25 protein-coding genes are annotated in these 26,051 nt (G+C 66.9%); 9 read left to right on the forward strand and 16 right to left on the reverse strand.

All coding sequences use genetic code 11. From position 1 onward, the window contains the following. Positions 1–139: 139 nt before the first annotated feature. Positions 140–523, reverse strand: coding sequence for a hypothetical protein (locus IEQ11_RS25180; protein WP_191822458.1), 384 nt, complete (start codon positions 521–523; stop codon positions 140–142). Positions 524–1,027: 504 nt separating this feature from the next. On the opposite strand from IEQ11_RS25180, the gene IEQ11_RS25185 reads away from it, so the two are divergent. From IEQ11_RS25185 to IEQ11_RS25200, 4 genes are read left to right on the forward strand one after another with little or no spacing between them, the layout of a single operon-like run. Next, entirely contained in the window at positions 1,028–1,459 is a 432-nt protein-coding gene (locus IEQ11_RS25185) for a hypothetical protein (RefSeq protein WP_191822457.1), read from the forward strand. Beyond that, complete coding sequence (locus IEQ11_RS25190; protein ID WP_191822456.1) at positions 1,456–1,860, forward strand: hypothetical protein; 405 nt, start codon at positions 1,456–1,458, stop codon at positions 1,858–1,860. The genes IEQ11_RS25185 and IEQ11_RS25190 overlap by 4 nt, the downstream gene beginning before the upstream one ends. 17 nt (positions 1,861–1,877) lie before the next feature. Next, on the forward strand, positions 1,878–5,363 hold the full coding sequence (locus IEQ11_RS25195) for a peptidoglycan-binding protein (protein WP_191822455.1): 3,486 nt from the start codon (positions 1,878–1,880) through the stop codon (positions 5,361–5,363). A gap of 34 nt (positions 5,364–5,397) precedes the next feature. Next, positions 5,398–5,742 carry a GIY-YIG nuclease family protein gene (locus IEQ11_RS25200; RefSeq protein ID WP_191822454.1) on the forward strand — a complete coding sequence of 115 codons (345 nt, stop codon included), beginning with the start codon at positions 5,398–5,400 and terminating at the stop codon, positions 5,740–5,742. A 114-nt stretch (positions 5,743–5,856) separates the two neighbouring features. Here IEQ11_RS25200 and IEQ11_RS25205 read toward each other — a convergent pair whose 3' ends face one another. After that, on the reverse strand, positions 5,857–6,687 hold the full coding sequence (locus IEQ11_RS25205) for an alpha/beta fold hydrolase (RefSeq protein WP_046658479.1): 831 nt from the start codon (positions 6,685–6,687) through the stop codon (positions 5,857–5,859). A 60-nt stretch (positions 6,688–6,747) separates the two neighbouring features. After that, positions 6,748–7,446 carry a pirin family protein gene (locus tag IEQ11_RS25210; protein ID WP_046658480.1) on the reverse strand — a complete coding sequence of 233 codons (699 nt, stop codon included), beginning with the start codon at positions 7,444–7,446 and terminating at the stop codon, positions 6,748–6,750. 100 nt (positions 7,447–7,546) lie between these two features. Between IEQ11_RS25210 and IEQ11_RS25215 the strand changes: the two genes are divergently transcribed. Beyond that, on the forward strand, positions 7,547–8,467 hold the full coding sequence (locus tag IEQ11_RS25215; RefSeq protein WP_191822453.1) for a LysR family transcriptional regulator: 921 nt from the start codon (positions 7,547–7,549) through the stop codon (positions 8,465–8,467). Positions 8,468–8,483: 16 nt separating this feature from the next. Here the strand turns inward: IEQ11_RS25215 and IEQ11_RS25220 are convergent, their stop codons facing one another. From IEQ11_RS25220 to IEQ11_RS25260, 9 genes are all read right to left on the reverse strand, one after another. Next, a complete protein-coding gene (locus IEQ11_RS25220) occupies positions 8,484–10,121 on the reverse strand; it encodes an ABC-F family ATP-binding cassette domain-containing protein (RefSeq protein ID WP_191822452.1) in 1,638 nt (545 codons plus the stop codon). Between the two features lie 166 nt (positions 10,122–10,287). Next, the gene (locus tag IEQ11_RS25225) at positions 10,288–11,664 is read right to left on the reverse strand and encodes a sensor histidine kinase (RefSeq protein WP_191822451.1); all 1,377 of its coding nucleotides are present in this window, start codon (positions 11,662–11,664) and stop codon (positions 10,288–10,290) included. Beyond that, the gene (locus IEQ11_RS25230; protein WP_036113045.1) at positions 11,661–12,401 is read right to left on the reverse strand and encodes a response regulator; all 741 of its coding nucleotides are present in this window, start codon (positions 12,399–12,401) and stop codon (positions 11,661–11,663) included. Before IEQ11_RS25230 ends, IEQ11_RS25225 begins: the two co-directional genes overlap by 4 nt. Positions 12,402–12,529: 128 nt before the next feature. Continuing rightward, a complete protein-coding gene (locus IEQ11_RS25235) occupies positions 12,530–13,108 on the reverse strand; it encodes a thioredoxin family protein (protein WP_191822450.1) in 579 nt (192 codons plus the stop codon). Next, complete coding sequence (locus tag IEQ11_RS25240) at positions 13,105–13,776, reverse strand: cytochrome b family protein (protein WP_191822449.1); 672 nt, start codon at positions 13,774–13,776, stop codon at positions 13,105–13,107. The genes IEQ11_RS25235 and IEQ11_RS25240 overlap by 4 nt, the downstream gene beginning before the upstream one ends. Next, a complete protein-coding gene (locus IEQ11_RS25245) occupies positions 13,766–14,533 on the reverse strand; it encodes an HvfC family RiPP maturation protein (protein ID WP_191822448.1) in 768 nt (255 codons plus the stop codon). Before IEQ11_RS25245 ends, IEQ11_RS25240 begins: the two co-directional genes overlap by 11 nt. Beyond that, positions 14,526–15,377 carry an HvfB family MNIO-type RiPP peptide maturase gene (locus IEQ11_RS25250; RefSeq protein WP_191822447.1) on the reverse strand — a complete coding sequence of 284 codons (852 nt, stop codon included), beginning with the start codon at positions 15,375–15,377 and terminating at the stop codon, positions 14,526–14,528. Before IEQ11_RS25250 ends, IEQ11_RS25245 begins: the two co-directional genes overlap by 8 nt. 63 nt (positions 15,378–15,440) lie before the next feature. Beyond that, positions 15,441–15,983: an HvfA family oxazolone/thioamide-modified RiPP metallophore gene (locus tag IEQ11_RS25255; RefSeq protein ID WP_191822446.1), complete on the reverse strand. Its 543-nt coding sequence runs from the start codon at positions 15,981–15,983 to the stop codon at positions 15,441–15,443. Positions 15,984–16,076: 93 nt separating this feature from the next. Further along, positions 16,077–16,718, reverse strand: a complete 642-nt coding sequence (locus tag IEQ11_RS25260; RefSeq protein ID WP_191822445.1) for an HvfX family Cu-binding RiPP maturation protein — start codon at positions 16,716–16,718, stop codon at positions 16,077–16,079. Positions 16,719–16,980: 262 nt separating this feature from the next. On the opposite strand from IEQ11_RS25260, the gene IEQ11_RS25265 reads away from it, so the two are divergent. Beyond that, positions 16,981–17,232: a hypothetical protein gene (locus IEQ11_RS25265; protein WP_191822444.1), complete on the forward strand. Its 252-nt coding sequence runs from the start codon at positions 16,981–16,983 to the stop codon at positions 17,230–17,232. 292 nt (positions 17,233–17,524) lie between these two features. Here the strand turns inward: IEQ11_RS25265 and IEQ11_RS25270 are convergent, their stop codons facing one another. Continuing rightward, complete coding sequence (locus IEQ11_RS25270) at positions 17,525–19,891, reverse strand: TonB-dependent receptor (protein WP_191822443.1); 2,367 nt, start codon at positions 19,889–19,891, stop codon at positions 17,525–17,527. Positions 19,892–20,314: 423 nt separating this feature from the next. On the opposite strand from IEQ11_RS25270, the gene IEQ11_RS25275 reads away from it, so the two are divergent. Both IEQ11_RS25275 and IEQ11_RS25280 read left to right on the forward strand, forming a co-directional pair. Beyond that, complete coding sequence (locus IEQ11_RS25275; RefSeq protein ID WP_153019090.1) at positions 20,315–20,917, forward strand: hypothetical protein; 603 nt, start codon at positions 20,315–20,317, stop codon at positions 20,915–20,917. Further along, positions 20,917–22,224 (forward strand): Tle-like phospholipase domain-containing protein, encoded by a 1,308-nt coding sequence (locus IEQ11_RS25280; protein WP_191822442.1) that lies wholly within the window; start codon positions 20,917–20,919, stop codon positions 22,222–22,224. The genes IEQ11_RS25275 and IEQ11_RS25280 overlap by 1 nt, the downstream gene beginning before the upstream one ends. Positions 22,225–22,361: 137 nt before the next feature. Here the strand turns inward: IEQ11_RS25280 and IEQ11_RS25285 are convergent, their stop codons facing one another. After that, entirely contained in the window at positions 22,362–23,138 is a 777-nt protein-coding gene (locus IEQ11_RS25285) for an NAD(P)H-dependent oxidoreductase (RefSeq protein ID WP_191822441.1), read from the reverse strand. Positions 23,139–23,224: 86 nt separating this feature from the next. On the opposite strand from IEQ11_RS25285, the gene IEQ11_RS25290 reads away from it, so the two are divergent. Further along, positions 23,225–24,118, forward strand: a complete 894-nt coding sequence (locus tag IEQ11_RS25290; RefSeq protein WP_036113071.1) for a LysR family transcriptional regulator — start codon at positions 23,225–23,227, stop codon at positions 24,116–24,118. Between the two features lie 130 nt (positions 24,119–24,248). Here IEQ11_RS25290 and IEQ11_RS25295 read toward each other — a convergent pair whose 3' ends face one another. After that, complete coding sequence (locus tag IEQ11_RS25295; RefSeq protein WP_191822440.1) at positions 24,249–24,854, reverse strand: LysM peptidoglycan-binding domain-containing protein; 606 nt, start codon at positions 24,852–24,854, stop codon at positions 24,249–24,251. Between the two features lie 154 nt (positions 24,855–25,008). Next, positions 25,009–26,028 carry a M28 family peptidase gene (locus IEQ11_RS25300; protein ID WP_191822439.1) on the reverse strand — a complete coding sequence of 340 codons (1,020 nt, stop codon included), beginning with the start codon at positions 26,026–26,028 and terminating at the stop codon, positions 25,009–25,011. Positions 26,029–26,051 lie beyond the last annotated feature (23 nt).

The raw sequence follows: 26,051 nt of genomic DNA on the forward strand, positions 1-26,051 counted from the left end.
CGTCAGGCCTCGGGTCCATTCGCCAACGCTCGCGCGGCGGATCGCCCCTTGTTTCGTGCACGACCGGTCCGATCGCGCGCAAACATCAACACCCCGCCGTCGTGTGGCGAACGCTCTCAAACGCCCCAGGCGTTCGCGCTCACCGCGCCGATGGCGCGAACCAGGACTTTCCAGGAGCGGTAAACAGCAAGTAAAGGCCAACGCCATGCGCGAGCAGTTGAACCGCGATGGAGGCCACCTCGACATTGGAAATCGAAATGCCCTGCCGCGCGGCCATGAACGGCGCCGGCAACGCAAGAACCGTGAGAACCAGATAGGTGATGCGAGCCCAGTTCTTGCCGATGGAGATGAATTCGATCAGGAACACCGTGAACAGGGCCGCCACCACACGCACCGCGATCACGAAGCCCGCCGGACGCGGTCCGAAGTCGGAGCTGATGAAGGGCGCCGCCAGCGTGAGCACCAATGCGACGTAAAACAACGCGACAGCGACGCGTACCTGGGAAGGCTTCTTGCTTTTCATGGAGTCGTCCTTGATCGTTCGGTTTTCGTGGTGTTGGGCGCGACACGCGAAGTGCCCAGGCACGCCCATCGAAGAGTGCATTGCAGCTTAGGCATGGTGGCGAAAGCGATCAAGCTGCCGTTTTTGGCTCATACCGCAACCCCAACAGCATAATGTGCGGCGAGCGTAGCCCGGGCATTGCGCTTACCTTTGATCAAGACAACCCGCAGTAACTCGCAGCAAGCAGAACGTATGTCGCGCGTGGTTGTACGGCACATATTTTGTTTGCACTGTGCGCCGACACTGCCTAAAGAAAAACGAGCGGCCTTGACTCCCGTTTGGCAAGCGGTACAAGCTTCCAACGGCATCGCACTCGCACTTCAGACGCATCCATGGTCGGCATCCTAGTCTGACCCGAGCCATCGTTTAGACGCTCTCGTGGGCAGCTCAAGCTTTCGCATTGAAGGGTGACTCGACTCAATGGCAGCAATCGATCGCCTTTACAAGCGCCAAGGACGTTTTCGTATGACCATCAGCCCTGAATTGCAAACCAAGATCGACGCACTCGAAGACGAAAGACTCAAAACCGAGATCATTGATGTGCTTACCGGCCCCGGGAGGAAGCGCGCAAGCGACGAGGCCATTTACGAGTCGATACTGGCCGGTTATGCGCAGGCCAGGGAGCAACGGGCGAGGCTAAGGAAATGGCGGACCGACGAAGTAGCTGCCTTCGCGCAACACTTCAAGGAAGTTCAGCCAAGCGACTACGTCGAATTTCTGCGGCAAGAAAGGGAGTTGAACGAGATCGAGTCGATGCTTGCCTGGGATGTTCGTCGTCTAATGAGGGAATGGATGCCGGGCTTGGACTCCGGCGACCGTTCCGAGCTGTTCCGCAAGTTCAGGGACTATGCCAAGTCAGATTTTAATCAGCCAAGGATAAAGGACGTTTCACCATGACGATCGACCCTGAACTTCAAAGCAAGATCGATGCATTAGAAGACGAAAAACTCAAAGCGCGGATTCTTCGTGCGCTTACAAGTTCCGGCAAGAAACAGGCAACCGATGAGGAAATTTACAAACTGATTCTGTCCTCGTACACCAAAGCCAAGGAGCAAAGGGCCCGACTTAGACAATGGCGGGACGACGAGGTGGCTGCCTTCGCGCAATATTTCAAGCAAAAAAGACCGGAGGAGTATATTGAATTTTTACGACAGGAAAAGGAATTCAACGAAATTGAATCGGGACTTGCGTGGGGAGTTCGCCAGCTTATTTGGGAGTGGATACCAAATTTAGACGGATCGGATTGCACTGCGTTATTCAGCAAATTTCGGGACTACGCCAAATTGGACTTAGCTTGATCAAGGATGATTGATCCGTGGCGAACTATTTCTTAGCCGACACGAGCAGTCTGATTTATGCTTATCGTGCGGGTGGCGCGAAGTTGCTTGATACTTACATAGAGGTAGCCGAGCTAGGACAGTATGAGTTCGTCATATCCAAAACCGTAGAAGCTGAGATTGCAGACGGCCCTCTCAGATTCGAGCTTGGAAAATATATCGCCGACCGAGAAATAGCGATTCTCGAAGTTCCCGAGACGGAAAGGCAGTTGGCATCCACTACCAATCCTGAAGAGCTTAGAAAGCTATCTAAGAACGCAGGCGAACGCTCCCTGCTCGAAATCGCCACCCGCGAACACGCCGAAGGCCGCAACGTCGTCATCTGGTCGGACGACAAGCACTTCGCGTCGCCGCAGATACAGCGTCAGCTGCAGCAGGAATTGCCGGGTTTGCAGACGAAGACCACCGCCGAGTTGCTCGACCAGTCGTTTCGGGACAACTTCATCAGCGAGGCGGAGTATCAGCAGCATCTGGCGGGCTACCGAACGCAGTCCGTTTTCCAGGAAAGCCCGCGTCTGAACTCGTTCGACCCGTCGTTGTCCGGCGCCGCCGCCGATCTGGCCGAAGGCGATGTCTCCTTGCGCGCCCCGAATGGGCAGCGCGGGTTCGCCTCGACAGAGTTGCTGATCGGCGAGTCGCCCAGACACACCTTGCTCCGTTCCGGAGGCCTGCTGGCGACGGGTATCGACGTGAGCCTGAGCGCTCGTCGCGTCGCGGATCAATTGGACCAGAACAATTCGACGGCCGCGCAATCCGAAGCCCAACACGCCGTGGCGCGCAATGCCGGCGGCTGGATCGGCGGCGCGTCTGTCGGCGTGATCGCTACCGCCGCGTCGACCGGCCCCGGTGTCGTCGGCTTCATCGTCATCGGCGGCGCGGCCGTGGCCGGCAGCCATGTAGGCGAGCATGTCGCTGACGTGCTCGACAGCTACAAGACCTTCAAGCAGACCGACCGCGACGGCGTTCATTGGCAGTCGAACGGGCGGCAATGGGTGCGGCAGGATCTGGGCGACATGCTCGACGACGGCCAGAACAAGCCGGTCATGCAGACGTTTTCCGCCGATCCGGAAAAGGCGAACGAACTGAATTACCGGGCCAGCAACGTCGCCACGGAGTTGGCGATGGGAACGCTGCCCCCACCGCGCAATCCGTATTCGCAAGCGGCCGCGCAAGGCGACCCGGCCAGTTTGCGTCGCGCCGATTGGGAGCGTAATCCGCAGACAGGCGCATGGGATCGCAACGTGATCGTCGGGTTCGAGCAGCCCGGCGTGCCGATCATCCGGGTCGATTCCGCCAGCGCCGAGCGCGCGGCCGAACTGGATCGCGCGTCGGCGCAGGTGATCCGCGACAACATCGCCAACGGCCCCGCGCCGATCGCCGCGCGCTATCAGATGGTGCATCGCGGTGAAGGCTGGGAACGGTTCGGCGTCGTGCCGCCCTCGATCCAATCGGCGCTGCGGGACGATTCGCTGATCGCTTCGGATGGGAAGCTGTACCAGCGCGCGGCGGACGGGCAGTGGCAGCGCAACGGCGAGGCCGGAATCGCGGCCGGGAACTTGCGCCAGGAGCTGGAAAGCACGCGCGCGGTGCTGCAGCCGCAGTTGGCGCAGCATGAGCAGCAGGTCGCCGCGGTCGCGCAGCGGCAGCCTCCGACCTTGGAGGACATCGAACGGACCGATTTGCTGGCCACCTACAAGGTTCACAACGTCAACCCCAAGCCGGAGCAGCTCGAGGCGGCGCTGGAAGCGGTGCGGCGCACCCAGCACGAGCACGGCGTCGCTCCGCTGGCGAGCTCGCTGCATCTGGGACGGAACGCGCGCGGCGGCTTCGACATCGACAGCCCGATCGAACACATTGGCCGCGATGCGGACGGCGCCAATCGGGTTCAGGCCGTGACCAGCCCGCTCGAAGTGCAGTTGGCGATGCTGGATCTGCGTTCTCCACCGCCCACGACGCCGCAGCCGCCGGAGTTGCGCATCGCCAATCTGTCGCCGCAGCAACACGATGCGTTGGAACAGGTCGTGCGCGAGGCGAACCGCTTGGGTTTGACGCGCGACGACGTGCAGGACGCGGCGAAGCAAGCGGTCGCGGGCGCGATCGCGGCGGACCGCGCGCCGGAACTGGTGGTCGGTCTTGCCGATGCGGACGCGGGACGAGCGCCACGTGCGCCCGAGGTGCCGCGCGAACCGCAAACGTCATCGCCTGCACCGACGAAACCGCTGCCCGATACGCTCACATCTGAAACGCCGCAGACATCGCAAACGACGCTGCCCCGCACCGATGGCGCGCACTCCAGCAGCGAACCGCCGCAAGCCGAGCCATCGGTCGCGATGCCGGCGCCCGCCGTCGTAGCAGCGGCGGCAGCGCCCATTCGGGACGCGGACGCCGTGCGCGTCGTCGCAAGCCCCGAGCCGGCACCCGTTGTCGCGGCAGCGCCGACCTTGGCGGTGGCCGAAGCGAACCGGCCCACGCCGACCGTCGAGCCGGTCCCTGCGTTTGCATCGGTTCCGCACCAGACTGAAACGGCGGCCGTATCCGCGTCCGCGGCGGTGCCCGCGCCGGATGGGGCAACGGCGATACGCAATCATGAGGCGACGCCATCCCTGGCGACGCCGACGCAAGAGGTCGCCCTCGACGACGGCAACTTGCGGCGTGGCGACCGCGGGCAAGACGTGGAACTGCTGCAGTATCGGCTGCAGCGCGTCGGCTACCAAAGCCCGAACGGCGCGCCGCTGCCGCAGCATGGCGAGTACGACACCGCCACCGAGCAGGCCGTTCGCCAGTTTCAACGCGATCAGGGCTTGCCCGATACCGGCGTGGCCGATCCCACGACGCAGCAGACGATATTGGCGGCGCAGCATGCGCGGATCGAGTCGCAAAAGGCCACCGATCAGACAGCGCCGGCGCCAACTCAGGAATCGGTGCGCGACGTTGCGCGGGCAACGACGACGGAGCCAGCGCAAACGACGCGCGCTCACGATGCCGTCGCGCAGACCGACGCTGGAATGAGAAACGTGGCGCCCGGCGAAACCCGAGCGGACGCGGCGACCGGGCCGGCGCCGCGGACCCCGACCGCGGCGGATGTCGAGACGCACGCACGCAACGGTTCGGCGATGGACGTGTCGCGGTTGTCGCCCAACGATCAGGCGATGTTCGCGAAAATTCGCGGCAACGTATCGACCGACGTGCCGGACGAAACCGTGGCGGCGTTGATGCTCGCGGCCAAACGCAACGGCATAGCCGACGCCGGGAGTATCGGGCCGATCGGTGCCGCCAACGGCAAGCTGTGGTTGGGCAAGGACGTGCCCGGCTTTCATACCGGCGTTTCGCTGTCCGAGCCGCCGCCGGCGCTGCAGGACACGGTGCGCGAAACGCAGGCGTTCAATCGGCAGCGCGATCAGCAACTGGCGCAAGAGGCCGCGCAGCGTGGGCAGGACGATCCGAGCCGCGGCGCGAAGCTGTAGGCCCGACGGCAGGATGGACACGGCTGCACCCCATATGGTCTCCCTGCTCGCGGATCAACGCGCCGGCCCGTACGGGATCGGCGTTGGCGGCCTGCTCGGGGACGTGATGCGGGAGGTCAAGCAGACGCATTTCAAGCGGACCTGCGCGGCCGACGATATCCATCTGGCTGCGTTTTGCCTGGTCTGGTTCGAGCGAATGCAGACGCACTCGACCGCGCTCGCGCGTGCCGCCGAGATCCGGCGTTGGCCCCACCGCTGGCAACGCCGCTTGATCGAGTCGGTGAATCCCGGCTGGCGGGAACGGTCGCAGATGGAATCGGGATTTCCCCGCGAGTTCTGGCAGGCCATTGCCGAAACGGTCCCGCCGCCTAAACGATGAACGACGCCGTTTCGGCGTCGCCTCGATATCGCACCGCCATGCGCGTAAAGCTGCGCACGCCGCACCGAGGGCCGATGCGGCGTGCATGTGGCGGTTTACTGCTTCAGTTCACTCTCAGGACTTCAGGAACGCCAGCAGATCCTGATTGAGCTTGTCCTTGTGGGTGTCGGTCAGGCCGTGCGGCGCGCCCGGATAGACGATCAGCTTGTTGTTCGGGACCAGCTTCGCCGACGCGCGCCCGGCCGCATCGATCGGCACGACCTGGTCGTCGTCGCCGTGCACGATCAGGGTGGGCACGTCGAATTTCTTCAGGTCCTCGGTGAAATCGGTGGCCGAGAACGCGGCGATCGAGTCGTAGGTGTTCTTGTGCCCGCCCTGCATGCCCTGGGCCCAGAACGAATCGATCATGCCCTGCGATTTCTTCGCGCCGTCGCGGTTGAAGCCGAAGAACGGACCGCTGGCGAGATCCTGGTACAGCTGCGAACGGTCGGCGATCGACGCCTCGCGCAGGCCGTCGAACACTTCGAGCGGCAGGCCGCCGGGGTTGGCATCGGTCTTGAGCATCAGCGGCGGCACCGAGGAAATCAGTCCGGCCTTCTTGACCCGCGCGGTGCCGTGACGGCCGATGTAACGCGCCACTTCGCCGCCGCCGGTGGAGAAACCGAACAGGGTCGCGCCGCGCAGGTCGAGGTGTTCGAGCAACTGGCCCAGATCGTCGGCGTAATGGTCCATGTCGTTGCCGTCCCAGGGTTGGCTGGAACGGCCGTGGCCGCGGCGATCGTGGGCGATGGTGCGGTAACCGTTCGAAGCCAGGAACAGCATCTGCGATTCCCAGCTGTCGGCGCTCAAGGGCCAGCCGTGGCTGAACACCACCGGCTCGCCGTCGGACGGGCCCCAGTCCTTGTAATAGATCTGTACGCCGTCTTTGGTGGTGAACGTGCCCATGGTGTCGCTCCTGTGGTTGATGAATTCGTGGTCGATGAGGGGAGAGTGCGGTGTGCGCAGTTACGGCGCGGTGTCGACCAGCACCAGTTCGGCGTCTTCGAGCGCGGTGACGCGGATCGAGGCCTGGTCGCGGATCGCGGCGCCGTCGCGCGCCTGCACCCGCAGGCCGTCGACCTCGACCACGCCCTTGGCCGGCACCAGATAGCCGTAGCGGTTGTCGCCGAACACGTACTCGGCCGATTCGCCGGCGGCCAGGGTCAGGCCCAGCACGCGCGCATCGGCGCGGATCGGCAGGGTGTCTTCGTCGCCCTTACCGCTGGCCAATACAACGAAGCGGCCGGCGCGGTCGCCCTTCGGGAACGGCTTGGCGCCCCAGGTCGGCGCGCCGCCGCGCTGATCGGGAATGATCCAGATCTGGAAGATGCGGGTGGTTTGCGCCTCCAGGTTGTATTCGGCGTGCTGGATGCCGCTGCCCGCGCTCATCACCTGCACGTCGCCGGCTTCGGTGCGGCCGCGGTTGCCGAGGTTGTCCTGGTGGCTGATCGCGCCGTCGCGGACGTAGGTGATGATTTCCATGTCGGCGTGCGAATGCGGCGGGAAGCCGGTGTTGGCCTGGATGGTGTCGTCGTTCCAGACCCGCAGCGCGCCCCAGCCCATGCGGGCGGGGTCGTGGTAGCCGGCAAAGGCGAAGTGGTGCTTGGCGTCGAGCCAGCCGTGGTTGGCGCCGCCGAGGCTGTCGTAGGGGCGAAGTTCGATCATGGCCGTGGTCCCGTGTGTGTTTGCTGTTGAGGCACACGATAGGCGCCTGCGATTGGGTTTAGAATGGAACCGATGGAAAACTATCGTTTCCAAAAACGTCATGAATAAGCTGCCCGACCTGGAAGCCTGGGCGATCTTCGCCAAGGTCGCCGAAACCGGTTCGTTCGCGCGCACCGCCGCCGAATTCGGACTGGCGCAGGCGACCGTGTCCAAGGCGGTCACGCGCCTGGAGACGCGGCTGAAGACGGTGTTGTTCCATCGCACCTCGCGGCGCATGTCGCTGACCGAAAGCGGCCGTGGCGCGCTGGAACGCGCCACTCGCATCCTCGCCGAGGGCGAGGCGGTGGAAGCGGAAATCACCGCCCAGGCCAAGAGCCCCAGCGGCCAGGTGCGGATCGCGGTGCCGATGTCGTTCGGGATCGCGCATCTGTCGCCGCTGCTGCCGGAGTTCATGAAGCGCTATCCGGACATCGCGCTGGAGATCGTGTTCGACGACGGCGTCACCGATCTGGTCGGCGGCGGTTACGACCTGGCGCTGCGCATTTCGGCGTTGGCCGATTCGAGCCTGCTGGCGCGGCGGCTGTGCGGCGTGCGCATCGTGCTGGTGGGGTCGCCGGCCTATTTCGAAACCCATGGGCGGCCCAGCCATCCGCGCGAACTCAGCGAGCACCGCGCGCTGCTCTACACCTATTCGCGCTTCGGCAATGCCTGGCGTTTCAGCCACAGGCGTCATGGCGATTTCTCGATCAGCCTGCCGACGCCGCTGCGGGTCAACAACGCCGAGGCCTTGAATCCCGCGCTGCTGGCGGGATTGGGCGTGGCGCTGCAACCAGAATTCCTGGTCTGGCGCGAACTGCGCAACGGCAAGCTGGAGATGGCGATGCCGGAGTGGTCGCCGCCGCCGATCGCGCTGCACATCGTCACCCCGCCGGGACGCATGCGCCCGCAACGGGTGCAGGCGCTGATCGATTATCTGGCGCGCAAGTTCGAAAAGGCGCCGTGGGCCGATCCGGACGGTTGATGGCGGACGCGAAGGCTCAGCGCGGTTCCTGCAACCGCCCCTGCGCCAATAGCAGGCGACGTGTGATGCCGATCGCCTCGATGAAGCGCTCGTCGTGACTCACCACCAGCAACGCGCCTTCATACGCGCGCAACGCGCGCTCGAGATCCTCGATCGTGCTCAGGTCGAGATTGTTGGTCGGCTCGTCCAGCAACAGCAGTTGCGGCGCGGGTTGCGCATGCAGCACGCAGGCCAGGCAAATGCGCAGGCGTTCGCCGCCGGATAGCGCGCCGACCGGCAACTGGCCGCGATCGCCGCGAAACAGCCAGCGCGCGAGCAGGTTGGCGCGTTCCAGCGGCGACAGATGCGCGGCGCGGGCGGCGAAGTTCGCGGCCACGCTCGCGTCCGGGTCGAGTGCGTCCAGGCGCTGCGACAGCAAAGCGATGCGTCCGGCGCCGCGGCGGATGTCGCCGGCGTCCGGCGCCAGCTCACCGGCGATCATCCGCAGCAGACTCGACTTGCCCGCGCCGTTGGCGCCGAGGATCGCGATCCGTTCCGGCCCGCGGATGGCGATGTCGACGCCGCCCCCCGCGAACAGCGCGCGACCGCCTCGCCGCAGCTGCAACTGCCTGCCGTCGAACAGCAACCGGTCCGTGGGTACGCGCGTCGCCGGCAGGCTCAGGTCGAGTTCGGACGACTCGCGCAACCCGCGGCGGGCTTCGTCGAGGCGTTGCCTCGCCTCCTCGACCCGCGCCGAATGCACATCCGCCGACTTGCCCGCCGCCACCTGCGCGCCGCGCTTGCGGTTGCCGGCGACGATGCGCGGCAAGCCGGCGCTCGCCAGCGAACGACCGGCGTTGCCGGAGCGGCGTTCGGCGCGCTCGCGGGCCTGTTGCTGCTCGCGTTGTTCGCGCTTCACCTGCTGGCGCAGATTGCGCACGTCCTGCTGCGCGGCCTGGGTCTGGCCATCGACCGCGGCCTGGTAGAAGCCGAAGCCGCCGCCGTACACGCGCAGCGCGGACGGGCCGATCTCGGCGATCTGGTCCATGCGTTCGAGCAGTTCGCGATCGTGGCTGACCACGATCAGTCCGCCGCGCCAGGTCTCGACCAGGCGATACAGATGATGCCGCGATGCGCGGTCGAGATTGTTCGACGGTTCGTCCAGCAACAGCAGGTCGGGCCGCCGCAGCAGTTGCGCGGCGATGCCGAGGGAGACGATTTCGCCGCCGCTGAAGCTGTCCAGGCGCCGCTGCAGGGCGATATCGCTCAAACCCAGCCGGGCCAGGTCCGCGCGCGTGCGTTCCTCGAGGTCCCAGTCCTCGCCGACGGTATCCAGCAGCGAGGGGTCCGCCGCACCCTCGGCGATGGCCCACAACGCATCGAGCTTGGCGTGGACGCCGAGCACCTGCGCGACGCTCGCCTCGCCCGAGAACGGCAGGTGCTGCGGCAGGTAAGCCACGACGCCGTGAGTCTCGACCTGCCCGGCCGTGGGCTTGAGCTGCCCGGCCAGCAGCCGCATCAGCGTGCTCTTGCCGCTGCCGTTGGGCCCGACCAGCCCGCAGCGCTGCGGACCGAAGCTGCACGACAGCCCGTCGAACACGGGCGTGCCGTCCGGCCAGGAAAAACCGAGGTTTGCGGCGCGCAGGCAGAAGCCGCGAAAGGAAACATCCGTCATCGACGATCTCCATCGGTGCCGCGCGGACGCGAGCGATCGCGCGGCGGTCAGACCACGACCGATCCGCGGCGCGCGCGTTCGGCGCGGCAGGGCGGATGGGTCGGCGTGAGGTCCCGAGAAGTCGTCTGATTACATGGAGGCTGCCGGTTGAACGTTGCGCCGTAGTTTACCGCGCCGCGACGATCGGGCCAGCGATGCGCAGGATCGCTTCCAGGCCGCCGCCGTCGCGATTGCGCAGCACCAGCGTGGCGCCGATCGATTCGGCCAGTTGCTGGGCGATCGCCAGGCCCAGGCCGGTGCCGCCGGTGCTGCGGTTGCGCGAGGCTTCGAGCCGGTAGAACGGCTGCATCACCTTGCCCAGTTCGTCCTGCGGAATCCCGGGGCCGCGATCGCGCACCTGAATGCGCACGCCGCCGGCCGGGTCGTGATCGAGCTCGAGTTCGGCCGCGCCGGCGTAGTGGATGGCGTTGTCGATCAGATTGCCGACGATGCGCCGCAGCGCATGCGGACGCGTGGTCACCGGGCCGTCGACGCGGCCGGCGAAGGTCACCGGCCGGTCGGTGTCGAGGTAATCGCAGACCAGGCTGTCGAGGAAGGCATTGAGGTCGATCCGTACCGCCGGCTCCGACGCGCCATGCGCGCTGCGCGCATACGCGATGCCTTCGCGCACCAGATGCTGCATCTGGCCGAGGTCGTCGAACATCTTGTCGCGCTCGCTCGATTCGTCCATCGCTTCGGCGCGCAGCTGCATGCGGGTGATCGGCGTCTGCAGGTCGTGCGAGATCGCCGCGAGGATCTGCAGGCGTTCGCGCATGTAGTGGGCGATGCGGTCCTGCATGGCGTTGAACGCGGTGATCGCCTGCGCCACTTCGGTCGGGCCGCCGACCGGCAGGCGCTCGCCCTCGCCGGCCGGATGCAGGGTTTCGGCGGCTTTCGCCAGCCGGCCGAGCGGCCGGGTGGTCAGCCGCACCGCGGCCCAGGTGCACAGCAGCAGCAGCGCCAGCTGGATCGCGAGCACGTAGGGCAGCCATTTCGCCAGCGGCATCACCGAGGGGCGCACGTCGATGACCATCGCGGCGCCGTCGCTCAATTTCAGATGCACCTGGAAATGTTCGCCGTCGCCGGGCACGGCATTGGCGCGGGTCGGGTAACGCGGGCCCAGGGCGCTGGCGATCATCGCGGCCATGTCTTGCGAGGTGCCGCTGACCGGCGGCTCGTTGCGTGCGGCCGCGTCGGCGGCGCCGTCGTCGAGCATGTAATGGAAGGTGCGCCGCCGCAGCAACGGCAGCCAGCGCTCGCGTTCCTGCGGCGGCAGGCGGTCGAGCAGGTTCACCGCGACCACCACGTCCTGCTCCAGGTTGCTCATCAGCATCGAGGTCGCCGCCGTGTAGCGCTCATAGAACAGCAGGCCGAACGACAGCGCGTGCGCGATCAGCAGACCGCTGAGCAGGATCAGCGACAAACGCGAGGCCAAGGTGCGCGGCAACCAGCGCGAGCCGCGGCGCGCGGCCGGCGTCGGCGCCGCATTCGTATTCGCGTTCATTCGCCGTCCCCCAGCAGGCTCACCGGCATGCTGAATACATAGCCTTCGCTGCGCACGGTCTTGATGTAGCTCTGCTCGCGCGCGTCGTCCTGCAGGCGCTGGCGCAGCCGGCTCACCAGCAGGTCGATGGAGCGTTCGAAATGCTCGGCGTCGCGGCCTTGGGTCAGGTTGAGCAGCTGATCGCGGGTGAGCACGCGGTTGGCGTGATCGAGGAACACGTGCAGCAGGCGGAACTCGGCGCCGCTGAGCGCGACCACGGTGTCGTCGGGATCGAGCAGATGGCGCGCGGTGGTGTCCAGGCGCCAGCGTCCGAACGCGATCGTTCGGCTGGCCTGGGTGACCTGCAGGTTCGGCGGCAGCATGCGCGTGCGCCGGATCACCGCCTTGATCCGCGCCAGCAGTTCGCGCGCGGCGAACGGCTTGGTGACGTAGTCGTCGGCGCCCATCTCCAGGCCGATGATGCGGTCGGTCTGGTCGTCGCGCGCGGTCAGCATCACCACCGGGATCGCGCGGTGCTTACCGGCGCGCAGGTTGCGGCACAGGGTCAGGCCGTCTTCGCCGGGCATCATCAGGTCGAGCACGATCAGGTCGACCGCGTGGGTGTCGAGCAGCGCGCGCATCTCGCGCCCATCCGCGGCGACCGTGGCGCGCAGGCCGTTCTTGTGCAGATAGTCGGCGACCATCTGACGGATCTCGCGGTCGTCGTCGACGACCAGGATGTGATCTACGTGGTCCATGCGGGGCCTGTGCGAAGCGCGGTGAGGAATGGAGCCGGCGGCGGAACGTCGACGGCGATTGTGCCACCGCGCGGCGGCGACGCCGCGGCGAGCGCGCTCGGATCTCGCCCGCGCCGCCGCCGGGTCGCTCAGCGTCGCGCCAGCAGCGCGCGGATCCGCGCGTCGGTGACGTCGTATTCGCCCTCACCGTAATGGCGGTAGACGATGCGGCCGTCGCGGTCGATCAGGTACAGCGCCGGCCAGAAGCGGTTGCCGTAGGCGTTCCAGGTGGCGTAGTCGTTGTCCTGCGCCACCGGGTAGTCGATGCCCAGGCGTTTTATCGCGGCCTGCAGATTGCCCGCGCTGTGTTCTTCGTCGTACTCCGGCGTATGCACGCCGATCACCACCAGGCCCTGGTCGCGGTAGCGTTCGTGCCACCGCTTCACATGCGGCGCGACGTGCAGGCAGTTGATGCACGAATAGGTCCAGAACTCCACCAGCACCACCTTGCCGCGCAGCCCGGCCATGCTCAACGCCGGGGTGTTGAACCAGCGCGCGATGCCGGCGAATTCCGGCGCGGCGGCGGCGCGCGCCGCGTCCGCTTGCGCGGCCGGGGTGCAGGCCGCGGCGCTCAGGCACAACGCCAGGCCGGCGATCGCCGATCTCCATATGGCGCGACGGTTCGAGTTCGCAGCGCCGGCAACCGCGGCGGTTTGGGGCAGCGTCATGGTGAAGGCTCCACAGCGTTTGGGAAAGACGAGGTGCGATCGAGCGCGCGGGCCCGCGCCTGCCCGCGCTTGTTGGCCTGCGCCCACTTGCCGACCAGGCGCACCGCGACGGCGGCGCACAGGATCGAGAACGGAATCGCGTACAGCACGCTCATGCTCGGAATGCGCTTGAAGAACGAGTAGCCGAAGATCGCGGCGATCACCCAGATGCCGGCGGTGTGCAGGCGCTTCCACGCCGCCGCGGTCATGTGGCGCGAGGCGAAGCGGAAGGAGGTCAGCGCCAGCAAGGCGATGAACACGTAGCCCAGCGTGCCCGGCGCGTTGGTCAGGGCGCTGCGGCCGGGCCAGAACTGCGGGTTGAGCACACCGTAGGCAATGATCGCCAGCAGGTGCACGAAGTGCGAAAACGCGAACGACAGGCCGATGTAGCGGCGTTCGCGCATCAGGCCGCGGGTGAACTCGTTCGGCACCAGCGTGGCCAGCGAGGACGCCACGAACGCGAGCAGGAACAGGGCGAACGAGCTGCGCGCGGTGGCGCGGATCACCGAACGCACCGCTTCGGTGGTGTCGGGATTCAGCGCCAGGATCAGCGCCGACATCGCCAGGATCAGCGCGCCGATCAGCCAGAACAGCGGCCAGCCGCGGGGGAATCGATAGTTAGCGTTCATCGCAGGACTCCGTTGCGAGATGGGTACCCAGGACCACGCCCTGCTCGCGCAGTTGTCGTAGCAGGTCCAGGCCGTGGATATGAAGTTGCTCGGCGTCGCCGCCGGTTTGCGCGGCCAATGCGGCGAGGTGCTCGCGGCCGCGGTACGCGTTGATTTGCAGTGAGGTCAGCAGGCGATAGGCCAGCGGCGCGATGCGGGCGAACCGCACCTGGTGGTCGCGATCGCGATGCACGAGCAAGGTGGTGGCCTGCGGCGGCGGTGCCTGCGGGATGTGGGAAGGACCGATCTCCAGCACCGGCCAGCGATACGCCAGCGGCATCGCCAACGGCGACAACAGCGGCCGGCCGTCGAGCAGATCGCCGTGCGGATCGTGCGCCGGCGCCTGCGCATCGCTGATCAGCAGGGCCTGTTCCACCCATTCGTAATGCGCGAGTTCGGGCAGCCACGGCGGCAGCGCCAGATCGTCGGCCTGGGTTTCGATGAATTCGACGAACTCGCCGGCGATGCGGGTAAACAGCGGCGTGCGGCTGCGATGGCGGGCATAGAACGCCTGCACCAGCGCGCTCCAGTCCGCGGCGCCGAGGGTTTGCCGGATCACCGGGAAGCCGCCGGCCAGCAGGCTTTCGATCGAGCCCAGGAACAACTCGCGGTACACCCGCATGCGGCGCGCTTCGAGGCCGGGCGGCGACGGATGGCGGGCCGGGTCGCGCAGGTGACGCGCCAGCACGGACTGCTGTTCGCGCAAGGTCTCATGCATGAGCCGGCTCCGGTTGCGCGATGCCGGCGTGCGAGGTCTGCATCGCGCGGATGCGATCGGTTTCGGCCAGCAGTTCGGGCAGCGGCGGGAAATTGAAATCGCGTTCGAGCAAGGTGGGACGCACACCGAAGCGGCGGTAGGCGCTGTCCAGCAGCGACCACACATCGGCCTTGACCGGCGCGCCGTGGGTGTCGACCTTGAGGTCGGCCGCTTCATCGTAGTGGCCGGCGATGTGGTACGAGGCGATGCGCTCGCCGGGCAGGCGGGCGAGAAAGGCCTGCGCGTCGTAGCCGTGATTGATGGCGTTGACGTAAAGGTTGTTGACGTCGAGCAGCAGGTCGCAATCGGCTTCGTCGAGCACGGCGCGGATGAAATCGATCTCGGCCAGGGCCTGATACGGCGCGGCGTAGTACGACACGTTCTCCACCGCGATGCGCCGGCCGAGCACGTCCTGGACCTGGCGGATGCGCGCGGCGACGTGGCCGATCGCTTCGTCGGTGAACGGGATCGGCATCAGGTCGTACAGATGGCCGTCGTCGGCGCAGTAGCTCAGGTGTTCGCTGTACAGGCCGATGCCGTGGCGGTCGTTGAACTGGCGCGTGGCGCGCAGCAGGTCCATGTCGAGCGGCGCGCTGCCGCCCAGCGACAGCGACAACCCGTGGCAACTCAGCGGAAAACGCGCGGACAGTTCGCTCAGCGCGTCGCCGAATTGGCCGCCCACGCCGATCCAGTTGTCCGGCGCGACTTCCAGAAAATCCACCGCGTCGTCGTCCATCGCCAGCAGCGACGGCAGCAGACCGCGGCGCAGGCCGAGACCGGCGGACAGTGAGGGGAGGGTGCGCATGAGGGATTTCCTTGCGGTTCGAAGGCGCCCCTTGGCCAGGGCGAAGGGGCGCGTGGATGCGGCTTACTTGCCGCCGGGGAACTTCGCGAACAGGCCGGCCGGCATCGGCTTGCCGTTGGCCGCGTAGGTGGCCTTGAGGTAGTCGTAGGCCTCCTTCTCGGAGATGAAACCGTCGCCATCGACGTCGAGCTTCGGGAAGTCGGCGGCGCGGGTCGGCGCGACCGCGAGGAATTCGGCGCGCGAAACCCGGCCGTCGCCGCTGCGGTCGGTCTTGGCGAACGAGGCGTCGCCGCACTTGCCTTCGCCGCATTTGCCTTCGGCGGTCTTGCCCGCGGCCTTGGCGTTCGCGCCGCACTTGCCCTCGCCGCACTTGCCTTCGGCGGTCTTGCCGGCGGCCTTGGCGTTCGCGCTCTTGGCCTTGTCGGCACCGCATTTGCCTTCGCCGCACTTACCTTCGCCGGCGGCGTGGCTGGCGGCGACCATGTAGCCCTGGGCGAGCGGCTGCATGGCGAAGGCGGATTGGCCGAGGACCAGGCCGGCCAGGGCGACGCCGAGCATGCCGGCGGTGGTGGAGCGCGAAGCGGATCGGTGATTGTTGACGGACATGGTGGTTCTCCGGATGACGCGCGGCGAAACCGCGCAGAGGTGGGCGCCGCGGACGCGGCGTGGGGCGAAACGAGGGAAAGGAACGCTGGGCCGTCAGGCGACGGCGGAGGACAAGCGGTTGGCGGCGTTGCGGCCGCGCGGCTTGATCGTCAGCGCGATGCCGGCGAAGGCGAGGGTCGCGCCGACCCACGGCAGCAGCAGCGACACGGTCGCGCCGATACCCAGCAGGACCACGCCCCAGGCAGGCGCATCGGCCGACGCGACGGCGACCGGCGCGCGGCGCGATGCGAGCAAGCGGTCGACGCTCAAGCGACCGCCGCCGCCGAGCATCAATGGCAACAGCATCGCCAGGTAGATCAGCGGCAGCTTGTAGTTGCCGTGGCCCTCGTTGCTGATCGCATAGCCCTGCCACAGCTCGGCCAGGCTCGACCAGTCCGACGGCCAATGCACCGCGTAGATCGCCACCACCGTCAGCACCCACAGCGCGGCGGCGACATAGCGCGTGCCCAGGCCGATCAGCAGGGCTGCGGCGCCGGCGAGTTCGGTCCAGGTCGCCAGGGTCCAGTTGAGATCGGCGCCGAGCAGCGAGAACGGCAGCGGAAACTTGTCGCCGAGGTCGGCGAACCAGTTGTCGCCCTGCAGCTTCTCGCGGCCGGCTTCGAAGAATTCCCAGGCCAGCAGGACGCGCAGACCGAGCGGGGCGAGCCACGGCGCGACGCCGTCGACGCGGGACATCAGGGGCGCTGCGGGGGTCGAAGTGGCAGACATCGAAGGTTCCTTGAAGGGGCGGACCGTGCGTTCCGGTGACGCCATTTCAAGCTCGCGGGGTATCGCCCAGGTGTCTGCCGACCCGGGGATTTGTCTGCAAAGTTGGCTGTCGCGGCGGCGGATACACTGCGATACAAATCCGCGGGGCTGGGCCTGGGCCGGTTTCACGACCTGGACCGCAAGCGACGCGGCAGCGGGCTCAAACCTCGGTCAATGAAGGCAGCGGAACATGATCCGAACCTCCGGCATCGCGCTTGCGGCCCTGTACCTGATCGGCTGCGCAGGCGACTCACCTCCCACCTCGGGGGAGTGCCGCGCACTGCTGCAATCCAGAACGGCCACCCGTGCGGAGATGGTCGCGTTCATCGTGCGGGCTAAGCGCGATCTGGATGCCGCTCCCAGGAATCGAATCGATTCGCACACCGAGGGACTGGGCCTATGCACCGGGGCGTTGATGCGCAAGGCGCAATCGATCAAGTAGTTTGGCGCGTGCTCGCGCGATGGCCGCAACATCTGCGATTGGCCATGCGTTCTACTCCGGAGTGATGCTATTTTCGTGGGCGCGGTGAATTGAAACCGGCTTTTGCAGCCGTGACGGTACGTTGCCGATGACGCGCTCGCGTCGAGATGCAGGCAAGCCCGCGGCAAATTCGGCTGTGCTCGTACCTGCCCGCATAAAGAAAAAGGCCGATGAGTCCGTCATCGGCCTTTCCGCTTTTCACGCTTGAGATCGCACGGCCGCCCTTATCGCGACCGGCGACCATCGCCTGATCTCAATGCCAGTTGACGTTCACCGACACGCCCACGATGCGCGGCTCGTTGTAGACCGCGGCCATGTAGTTCTCGATCACGCCCTTGAGGTTCTTCTCGTTGGTGATGTTGCGCGCGAACAAGGCGACTTCATAAGCGCCGTAACCGCCGGTGTAACCGACCTTCAGGCCGCCCTCGAAATTGCCGCTGGCGTTGAATTCCTTCGAGTCGTACAGGACGAAGCTGGTGTAGCCCTGCTTGTTCCAGTCGGTGGCGACGAACAGCGCGCCGCTGTCGCTCAACGGAATGTCGTAGCGCGCGCCCAGGTTGACGCTGTACTTGGGCGCGTTCGGCAACGGATTGCCGTCGATCTGGGCGAAGGTGTTGGCGCCGACCTTGATGGTCGGGTCCTCGACCGTGCACACCACCGCGCCGTTGAGCGCGCAGACCTGCGCGTACACGCGCTTGTCCTGGATTTCGCTGTGCAGCAGGCTCACGCCGGCGGTCAGCGACAGGTTCGGGATCGGACGCCAGTCCAGGTCGGCCTCGACGCCGTAGGCGCGGGCCTTGTCGGCATTGAACAGCACGCCGTTGCCGTTGGAGTCGTTGCCGTTGAGCTGGATGTCGTCGACGGTGTAGGTGAACGCGGTGGCGTTCAAGCGCAGGCGGTTGTCGAACAGGCTGCTCTTGATGCCCGCTTCCCACGACAGGATGGTTTCCGAATCGGCGGTGGTGAAGTCGGCATTGAACACCGCCGAGCGGCCCTGGATGGTCGGGCCGCGGAAGCCGCGCGCGACCTTGGCGTACACGCTGAGGTTCGGGTTGATCTCGTACATCGCGCTCAGGTCCCAGCTGGGCTGGGTGTCGGACAGGCGCACGTCGCGGCGGCCGGTGTAGGTCGACACGCCGGCGGCGGTGTCGGCGGTCTTGAGCAGCCGGGTTTCCTTGGTATCCCGGGTCTGTCGCAGGCCGGCGGTCAAGGTCAGCGCGTCAGTGACCTTGTAGCTGAGTTGTCCGAACGCGGCCCACGAGGTGTTGGAGTTGCGCAGGCGCACCCAGTTGTTGGGATTGCGCGCCGGGCCCTTGAGGAACCACGCGCGCTGATAGAAATCGGTGACGTCGCGGCCGTCGAAGTAGAACGCGCCGACCTGCCATTGCAGCGCGTCGTCGGTTTCGCTGGCCAGGCGGAATTCCTGGGTGAATTGATCCAGATCGCGGATCTGCCCCATCGACTGGCCGAAGCCGTTGGGCACGCCGCGCACCGGGTAATTCGCCGCGGCGCCGCCGTCGGTGTCGCCGCGGCTGTAACCGGAGGTGGTTTCGTAGGCGCTGATCGAGGTCAGCGAGGTTTCGCCGAAGTTGTAGCTCGCCTTGATCGAGCCGCCGTAGGTCTTGTACGCCTGCGGGTTGTTGCCGGCTTCGTCAAAAGCGACCTTGTCGCGCGGCACATCGACCTCGTTGGAACCCTTGACGATGGCGTTGCGCAGGAACAGCGTCGATGTACCGGAGTAATCGCGCGCATGCGCCGAGGCGAGGATCGAGAAATTCTCGCTCGGCGCCAGCAGCAGCTGCACGCGCAGGTTGCGGTCGTCGAAGCCGCCCATCGCGTCCTTCTTCGGCGTGACCGTGCCGTCGGCGCTGGCGCCGGCGAAGGTGTTGTCGACCCAGTCGTCGCGGTGCTGATACAGCGTGGACACGCGGAACGACAGCACGTCGTTGATCGGGCCGCCGATGCCGCCGTCGACCGACACCGTGTTGTAGCTGCCGACGCTGGCCTGCACGCGGCCGCTGAAATCCTGGCTCGGCTTGATGCTGTCGAACTTGATGATGCCGGCGGTGGTGTTGCGGCCGAACAGCGAACCCTGCGGGCCGCGCAGCACTTCGACCTGATCGGTGTCGAACACCGGATTGGATTTGAGCACCACGTGCTCGAGCACCACGTCGTCCTGGATGATCGATACCGGCTGCGAGGCGCCGAGGTAGAAGTCGATATTGCCCAGGCCGCGGATGTAGAAGCGCGGGAAGATGCGGCCGGTGGTGGTTTCGGCGTACAGGCTGGGGACGCGGCCGGACAGCGCCAGCAAGGTGTCGTCGCCGCCGGCGGTCAGCGCGCGCATCGCATCGCCCTGCATCACCCCGACCGAGACCGGCACGTCCTGCAGGTTCTGCTCGCGGCGCTCGGCGGTCACGGTGACCGCGTCGAGCGAAGTCGCCGACTGGGCGGTCGCAGGCGCGGCCGCTTGCGGCGCGTCCTGCGCCGACGCGGCGGTGGCGGCGCAGACCAGCAGCAAGGCACTGCAGGCGCGGGCCAGCGCGGTCATGGCGAGCGGACGGCGGGAAACGGCGGCGCCGCCGCGCAAAGGCAGGCGGGCTTCGGGGTACAGGGACATCGTGGGTGATCCTTTGGGGGAATGCCTGGAGTGCAATGGCGCGCGGCTGGCGCAAGGCCGGCGACCGGTCGCGGATGCTTCCGCGGCACGGCACGGTATGTCACAAGTGTTGCATGCCGGTTGCAGATCGGCGCATGCGGCCGGGCTGGGCGCGAAGCCGCCTGGGCGTGCAAATACCTGCGCTCGCCCGGCGCCATCGACCGACACGATCGATCCAGGATTACAGGGCGATGCAGATCCGCGCCCCCTCATCCCGCCCCCTCGCCGGTCGCTGCCGCAACGCAACAACCTTATGGATCAGTCACTCCCCGGCCTGGTTTGACACGCCGCCGGGGCTGGCCCAGGCTGGTTTCAGCCTGACCACGGGTCAAGTGAATGGAAGCCCATAGCCGCCTGTCTGCCGCATTAGGGATGATCGCCATCATGAGTATGCACAGCGCCGCGCGCGCAAACCCACCGCAGGCGCCGAGCCTGTTCACCGCACCCGCGCCGGTCGCCGCGCCGGTGGTGAAACTCAACCCACATGCGCGCGACGGCCATGTGCTGAGTTTTCATTTCGACGATCTGCCGCAGGCGCTGACCCAGGTCGCCGCCACCGCCGATTTCCAGGTCGCCAACGTCGAATGCGTGCCGGTCGATTACGGCAAGGCGATCGGCGGCGTGCGTCTGGCGCCGCGCCACAGCCTGCCGCTGAGCTTGAATCGCGGCGACGACGGGCGCTATGTCGCGATCGTGCACGTCGACGCCCTGCTCGACGAGGACTATTACGGGCTCGGCGTATGCCGCTGGGAACTGACCACGGCGACCGTGCATTTCCATTCGCCCAGCACCCATTTCGTCGGCGGCTTGAAGGCCGAGCGATTGATCGCGGGCGGCGAGACCGTGCAGTACTACCTGACCCGCGACCTCGCGCAGAAGCCGCGCTCGATGGATTACGTGTACGGCGAAACCGCGGCCGATTTCTACCAGCCCTCGGCCGGTCCGCAGTTCACCTTGGTACTGAACGCCCACAAGGAAGTGCCGTGATGCCCAGCAGCCAGGACTATGCCGCGCTCAGCCAGGACGCCTACAACGATCGCCGGGCCGACCCGACCGTGTCGGTGCCGATCAACGGCGTCGACTACCGCGTGCTCGCCACCGCCAACAATCGCGAAAACGGGTATCAGGGCACGATCTACCAGCGCGTGGATTCGGGCGAGATCATCGTCGCCCATCGCGGCACCGAGCCGACCAACGGGGTCGGCGAATTCATCCGCGACGTCATCCGCACCGACGGCGGCATGGTCGTCAACGGGGTCAACAATCAGGCGCCCGACGCGATCGCGCTGACCCAGCGCGCGATCGACATCGCCCGCGAACAAGGCGAACGCACCGGCCGGCCGCAGCCGCCGGTCGCGGTCACCGGCCATTCGCTCGGCGGCACCCTGGCGCAGATTTCCGCGCACCGGTTCCAGGCCGAGGGCGTGCACGGCGAGACCTTCAACGCCTACGGCGCGGCCGGTCTGAACATGGGCATCCCGGCCGGCGACAACAACCGCATGATCAATCACGTGCGCGCCAGCGACACGGTCAGCTCGGCCAGTCCGCAATACGGCCAGACCCGCGTGTACGCCACCCAGGAAGACGTCGACGCGCTGCGCGACGCGGGCTACGCGAACAACCGCAGGCAATCGTTCTGGCCGGATTTCATCGGCGGCGATCTGCGCAATCCGGTCGGCGTGGTCGCCAGCCGCGGCCTGGCCGCGCACGACATCGCGCCGTTCGCCGGCGGCCCCGGCACGCCGCCGCTGATGACCCGGGCCAATGAGGACCGCGCCCAGCAGTTCGATCCGATGATCGACAAGTTCCGCGGCGACATCGGCGCCGCGCGCGCCGGCATCACCGGCGCTTCGCAGAACGTGCAGGACGGCATTCGCCGCGTGCGCGAGGGTTGGAACGACCTGTTCTCGCACAACGGCCATGTGCAGGGCGCGCCGCTGGTCAGCGACAGCCCGCTGCTGGGGCAGGCCTATGCGGCGATCGACCGCGGCGGCCCGGCGCTCGCCGGCCTGGACCACCGCGCGGTCGCCAGCCTGACCGCCACCGCCGGCGCGCAAGGCCTGCACGAGATCCACCACGTCGCGCGCGGCAACAACGGCACCTTGTTCGCGGTGCAGGGCCAGTCGCCCAACGACCCGGCGGCGTTGCGCGCCTCGGTCGATCTGGAAACGCAGCGGCAACCGTTGGCGGTGAGTTCGCAGCAGTCGGTGCAGCAGGCCGAACAGGCGCAACGCAACAACGGCGCGCAGCAGGAAGCGGTCGAACAGACCCGGCGCAATCCGTCGATGGTGTGATCGCGCGGCGCTCGCGGCTGCGGCGGCGCAAGATGCAAACGCAAGCGGGGCGGATTCGTCGTTACGACGAATCCGCCCTTTTTCCCAGCGGTGTTCGCCGCGATACACGAATGCCCGCTGTCGGCGCGAGCTGCGGCCTATTCGATATGCGCGGCGAATCCGACCCGCTCCGGCGCGATGTGCTCGCGCAAGGTCAGCGCCGGAATCTCGTAATCGCCGGCGTTCTGGCGCCGGTACGCGATCGGCGCGGTCGTCTCCAGCGCGTCCAGGCGTTGCCCGAGCGCATCGCACAGATCGGCGAATCGCGCCTCGTCGGTGCGGCTGCTGCGATAGACCACGAACGGCGGCAGCACGTTGAAGCCGGGGTAATACAACACGCCGTGCTGGATCGGGAACAGCAGGTCGTCGATCGGGCCGTTGATGCCGCGCGGGCCGTAATGCGATTCCCAGCCGCCGGCGGTGACCACCAGCATCGCGCGCTTGCCGGCCAGGCTGCCTTCGCCGTAGCGGTCGCCCCAGTGGCGGTCGGAGTGTTCGCCCACGCCATAGGCGAAGCCGTAGGCGTACACGCGATCGACCCAGCCCTTGAGGATCGCCGGCATCGAGAACCACCACAGCGGAAACTGCAGGATCACCGTATCGGCCCAGCGCAGCTTGTCCTGCTCGCGGGCGATGTCCTCGCGCTGGGTGCCGCTGTCGAACGCGCGCTTGGAATCGCGGGCCGGGTCGAAGCGCGCGTCCGGGTCCTGATCGGTGCTGTCGTCGGCGTCGATCGCCGCCTTCCAGCGCATCGCGTACAAGTCGGACACCTGCACGCTGTGGCCGGCCTGTCGCAGCCGCTGGATCGTGAAATCGCGCAGCGATCCGTTCAAGGAGCGCGGTTCGGGATGGGCGTAAATCAGCAGCACGTTCATGGCGGGGGCCTGCGAGGTCTGAAAGCAGCACGGTAGGCCCCGGCCCGGTATATTGGAAATTGATTTGTGATATTCCAGGTATAGCCATGACTAATCTCAGGCGGCTCGATCTGAACCTGTTGGTGACGCTCGATGCGCTGCTGTCGGAGCACAACGTCACCCGCGCCGCGCAACGGCTGAATTTCTCCCAGCCCTCGATCAGCGTGCATCTGGCCAAGCTGCGCGATGTGTTCGCCGATCCGCTGTTGTTGCCCGGGCCGCGCGGCATGCGTCCGACCGCGCGCGCCGACGAATTGCGCGAGCCCTTGCGTCAGGCCCTGGCCGCGCTGGAGCGCGCGGTCTCGCCCGCGGCCGCGTTCGACCCGGCCCAGGCCGACCGCACCTGGCGCGTGGCCGCGTCCGACTACAGCGAATCCACCGTGCTGTTGCCGGCGCTGATCGGTTTGCGCGCGGCGGCGCCGGGCACGCGCCTGGCGGTGGTGGAAGCCTCGCCCTCGCGCATCGCCAAGCAGGCCGAGCAAGGCGATATCGATCTGGCCTTCCACACCAGCCACGACGCGCCCAGCGGCCTGCGCCGGCGCACCTTGTTCGCTGAGCGTTATGTGTTGGTCGGCCGCGCCGGGCATCCGCGGCTGAAACGGCGGCCGACCCTCGCGCAGTTCTGCAAGCTCGATCATGTGATCGTGTCGCCCGACGGCGGCGGCTTCCACGGCGTCACCGACGATGCATTGGCGCCGCTCGGCCTGCGCCGACGCGTGGTGCTGTCGGTGCCGCACTTCCTGTTCGTGCGCTCGGTGCTGGCGACTACCGATCTGGTCGCGATGCTGCCCGCGCGCCTGGTGCGCGACACGCCGGCGCTGCGGGTGGTCGAACCGCCGGTCGAGGTGCCCGGTTACGAGATGGCGATGCTATGGCACGAGCGCGTGCACCGCGATCCGGCGCATCAATGGCTGCGCGAGCATATCGCCGGCTCGGTGTGAGTGCGGTTCGCTTCGATCGCGATGCGCTCGCGGCGCGCGAACGCCGTGGATCGCGCAAGCACGGCGGATCGCGCAAAAACGAACGGCATGCCCCAGGCATGCCGTTCGCATCGCAACTTGAACGCGACGATCAGACTTCGTTGTTGATCGCGGTCGAGCGTTCCTGCGCGGCTTCGCGTGCGGCCGCGGCCAGCTCGGGCTTGCCTTGCGCTTCGTAGCGCTGGGCGATCTGTTCGCCCAGGGCGACCGCTTCGTTGCCGTAGTCTTCGCGGCTGTTGCCGCTGTAGCTCATGCCGGCGTCGATCTCGGCCTGCACCGCCGCCTTGAAGTCGTTCTTGGTGTCGGTCACGTCCTTCGATTTGGCTTCCCATTCGCCGCGATTCGCCGAGGGCTGCTCGCTGGCCCGGGTCGCCGCGTCGTACTTGGCCCCGGCCGCGTCGGTGGCCTTGGCTTCCGCGGTCGGCGCGAACACCACTTCGCCCGGATAGATCAGGTCGGCGCTGCGGGTGTTCGGATTGGCGGCCGGATCGAGGCTGAACTGCGGATTCGCCGCGAGCAGCTCGGCCAGCGGAATATTGTTGTCGGCGGCGATCTGGCTGAGGTTGTCGCCCGGCTGCACCACGATCGGCTTCATGCCCGACGGCGTAACGACTTGCGCGGTCTCCACCTCGGACTTGGTGTTGACCAGCGCGCCCAGCTGCGGGCCCGCGTAGGACGGGCCATTCAAAGCGGTCATGTGCTGCCTCACGGAGTAGAAAATCTCGTGGCGGCATTGCAGCGCATGTCGCGGCGCGAACAAAGCTGGGGCTGACCCTAGCGGCGGCGCATGCGCATGAACAGGCGCTTCGCGGCCGATCGCGGCGTGTTCGCGGGTGTTCGCGATGCTTCGATCAGGGCCGCTGACTCATCGCATACACCGCCTGCACCACCTTCGCCATGCGCGGGTAATCGAGCCGGTCGTAGGTGTCGCTGGCCTGGTGGTAGGTGTCGCTGCGCAGAAACGCGGTGTCGCTGACCATCCAGGCCGGATAGCCCTGCGCCCAGTAGCTGAGGTGATCGGAGAAATCGACGCCCTGCACCAGCAGCGGCGGCGCGCTGATCGAATGCACCGGCAGATCGGTGGCGCCGGCCATCGTCGCCTTCAGCGCGCGGGTCTGACCGAAGTCGCCCATGCGCCCGACCAGCACCGCGAAATCGCCGCGGTCGGAATACAGCCGGTGCATGCCGCGCACCGGATAGCGCTGGCTGCCGGGCCGGTCGCTGAAACGGCCGATCATCTCCAGCGACAGCATGTACTCGACCTCGCGTCCGGCCTGGCGCAGCGAGCGCGCGTGATGCGCGCTGCCCATGTGTTCGCTGCGGAAATGCGGCGGCTCTTCCAGGGTGTAGGCGACCAGTTCGATCGGCCGGGTCTGCTCGCTACGGCCGAGCATGCGCGCGAGTTCCAGCAGGCCGGCCACGCCGCTGGCGTTGTCGTCGGCTCCGGGGGTGTGGGTCTTGGGCGAATAGCCGCGCGGGTCGTCGTTTTCGACGCCGACGTCGGCGAAGGAATCGTAGTGCGCGCCGATCACCCGCAACGGGCCGGTGGCCGGGCCGAATCGGCCGATCACGTTGCGGTAGACCATGCCTTCGACCGGCACGTCCTGATAGCTGACCTGCGCGCCGGCCAGGCGCAGTTGTTCGTGGATGTAGCGCGCGGCCTGATCGAGGGTTTCGGTCTGATCGTAGCTGCGCGGATACAGGTCCACCGACAGGTGCTTCACATCGAAACGCAAGCGCTGCGGATCGGCGGCCGGCGGCGTGGAGGCGATCGGCCGCACCCACGGCTGCACCACCGCGAACACGATCAGGCCGGCGATCGCCACGACGATGGCGATCAGGTATGCGATCCGTCGCAAGAACTTCAACATGCCTCGATTCCTTTCGATGGGCG

Origin of the sequence: Lysobacter capsici, from assembly GCF_014779555.2 — a bacterium.
Classification (GTDB): domain Bacteria; phylum Pseudomonadota; class Gammaproteobacteria; order Xanthomonadales; family Xanthomonadaceae; genus Lysobacter; species Lysobacter capsici.

Excerpts from the sequence above, each read along its gene's own strand:
- IEQ11_RS25265 (WP_191822444.1), top strand. The coding sequence starts at position 16,981 with ATGATCCGAACCTCCGGCATCGCGCTTGCGGCCCTGTACCTGATCGGC.
- IEQ11_RS25300 (WP_191822439.1), bottom strand. The coding sequence starts at position 26,028 with ATGTTGAAGTTCTTGCGACGGATCGCATACCTGATCGCCATCGTCGTG.
- IEQ11_RS25255 (WP_191822446.1), bottom strand. The coding sequence starts at position 15,983 with ATGTCCGTCAACAATCACCGATCCGCTTCGCGCTCCACCACCGCCGGC.
- IEQ11_RS25280 (WP_191822442.1), top strand. The coding sequence starts at position 20,917 with ATGCCCAGCAGCCAGGACTATGCCGCGCTCAGCCAGGACGCCTACAAC.
- IEQ11_RS25230 (WP_036113045.1), bottom strand. The coding sequence starts at position 12,401 with ATGGACCACGTAGATCACATCCTGGTCGTCGACGACGACCGCGAGATC.
- IEQ11_RS25220 (WP_191822452.1), bottom strand. The coding sequence starts at position 10,121 with ATGACGGATGTTTCCTTTCGCGGCTTCTGCCTGCGCGCCGCAAACCTC.
- IEQ11_RS25245 (WP_191822448.1), bottom strand. The coding sequence starts at position 14,533 with ATGCATGAGACCTTGCGCGAACAGCAGTCCGTGCTGGCGCGTCACCTG.
- IEQ11_RS25260 (WP_191822445.1), bottom strand. The coding sequence starts at position 16,718 with ATGTCCCGCGTCGACGGCGTCGCGCCGTGGCTCGCCCCGCTCGGTCTG.
- IEQ11_RS25180 (WP_191822458.1), bottom strand. The coding sequence starts at position 523 with ATGAAAAGCAAGAAGCCTTCCCAGGTACGCGTCGCTGTCGCGTTGTTT.
- IEQ11_RS25235 (WP_191822450.1), bottom strand. The coding sequence starts at position 13,108 with ATGACGCTGCCCCAAACCGCCGCGGTTGCCGGCGCTGCGAACTCGAAC.
- IEQ11_RS25200 (WP_191822454.1), top strand. The coding sequence starts at position 5,398 with ATGGTCTCCCTGCTCGCGGATCAACGCGCCGGCCCGTACGGGATCGGC.
- IEQ11_RS25210 (WP_046658480.1), bottom strand. The coding sequence starts at position 7,446 with ATGATCGAACTTCGCCCCTACGACAGCCTCGGCGGCGCCAACCACGGC.
- IEQ11_RS25185 (WP_191822457.1), top strand. The coding sequence starts at position 1,028 with ATGACCATCAGCCCTGAATTGCAAACCAAGATCGACGCACTCGAAGAC.
- IEQ11_RS25205 (WP_046658479.1), bottom strand. The coding sequence starts at position 6,687 with ATGGGCACGTTCACCACCAAAGACGGCGTACAGATCTATTACAAGGAC.
- IEQ11_RS25250 (WP_191822447.1), bottom strand. The coding sequence starts at position 15,377 with ATGCGCACCCTCCCCTCACTGTCCGCCGGTCTCGGCCTGCGCCGCGGT.
- IEQ11_RS25225 (WP_191822451.1), bottom strand. The coding sequence starts at position 11,664 with ATGAACGCGAATACGAATGCGGCGCCGACGCCGGCCGCGCGCCGCGGC.
- IEQ11_RS25290 (WP_036113071.1), top strand. The coding sequence starts at position 23,225 with ATGACTAATCTCAGGCGGCTCGATCTGAACCTGTTGGTGACGCTCGAT.
- IEQ11_RS25240 (WP_191822449.1), bottom strand. The coding sequence starts at position 13,776 with ATGAACGCTAACTATCGATTCCCCCGCGGCTGGCCGCTGTTCTGGCTG.
- IEQ11_RS25215 (WP_191822453.1), top strand. The coding sequence starts at position 7,547 with ATGAATAAGCTGCCCGACCTGGAAGCCTGGGCGATCTTCGCCAAGGTC.
- IEQ11_RS25190 (WP_191822456.1), top strand. The coding sequence starts at position 1,456 with ATGACGATCGACCCTGAACTTCAAAGCAAGATCGATGCATTAGAAGAC.
- IEQ11_RS25295 (WP_191822440.1), bottom strand. The coding sequence starts at position 24,854 with ATGACCGCTTTGAATGGCCCGTCCTACGCGGGCCCGCAGCTGGGCGCG.
- IEQ11_RS25270 (WP_191822443.1), bottom strand. The coding sequence starts at position 19,891 with ATGTCCCTGTACCCCGAAGCCCGCCTGCCTTTGCGCGGCGGCGCCGCC.
- IEQ11_RS25275 (WP_153019090.1), top strand. The coding sequence starts at position 20,315 with ATGAGTATGCACAGCGCCGCGCGCGCAAACCCACCGCAGGCGCCGAGC.
- IEQ11_RS25285 (WP_191822441.1), bottom strand. The coding sequence starts at position 23,138 with ATGAACGTGCTGCTGATTTACGCCCATCCCGAACCGCGCTCCTTGAAC.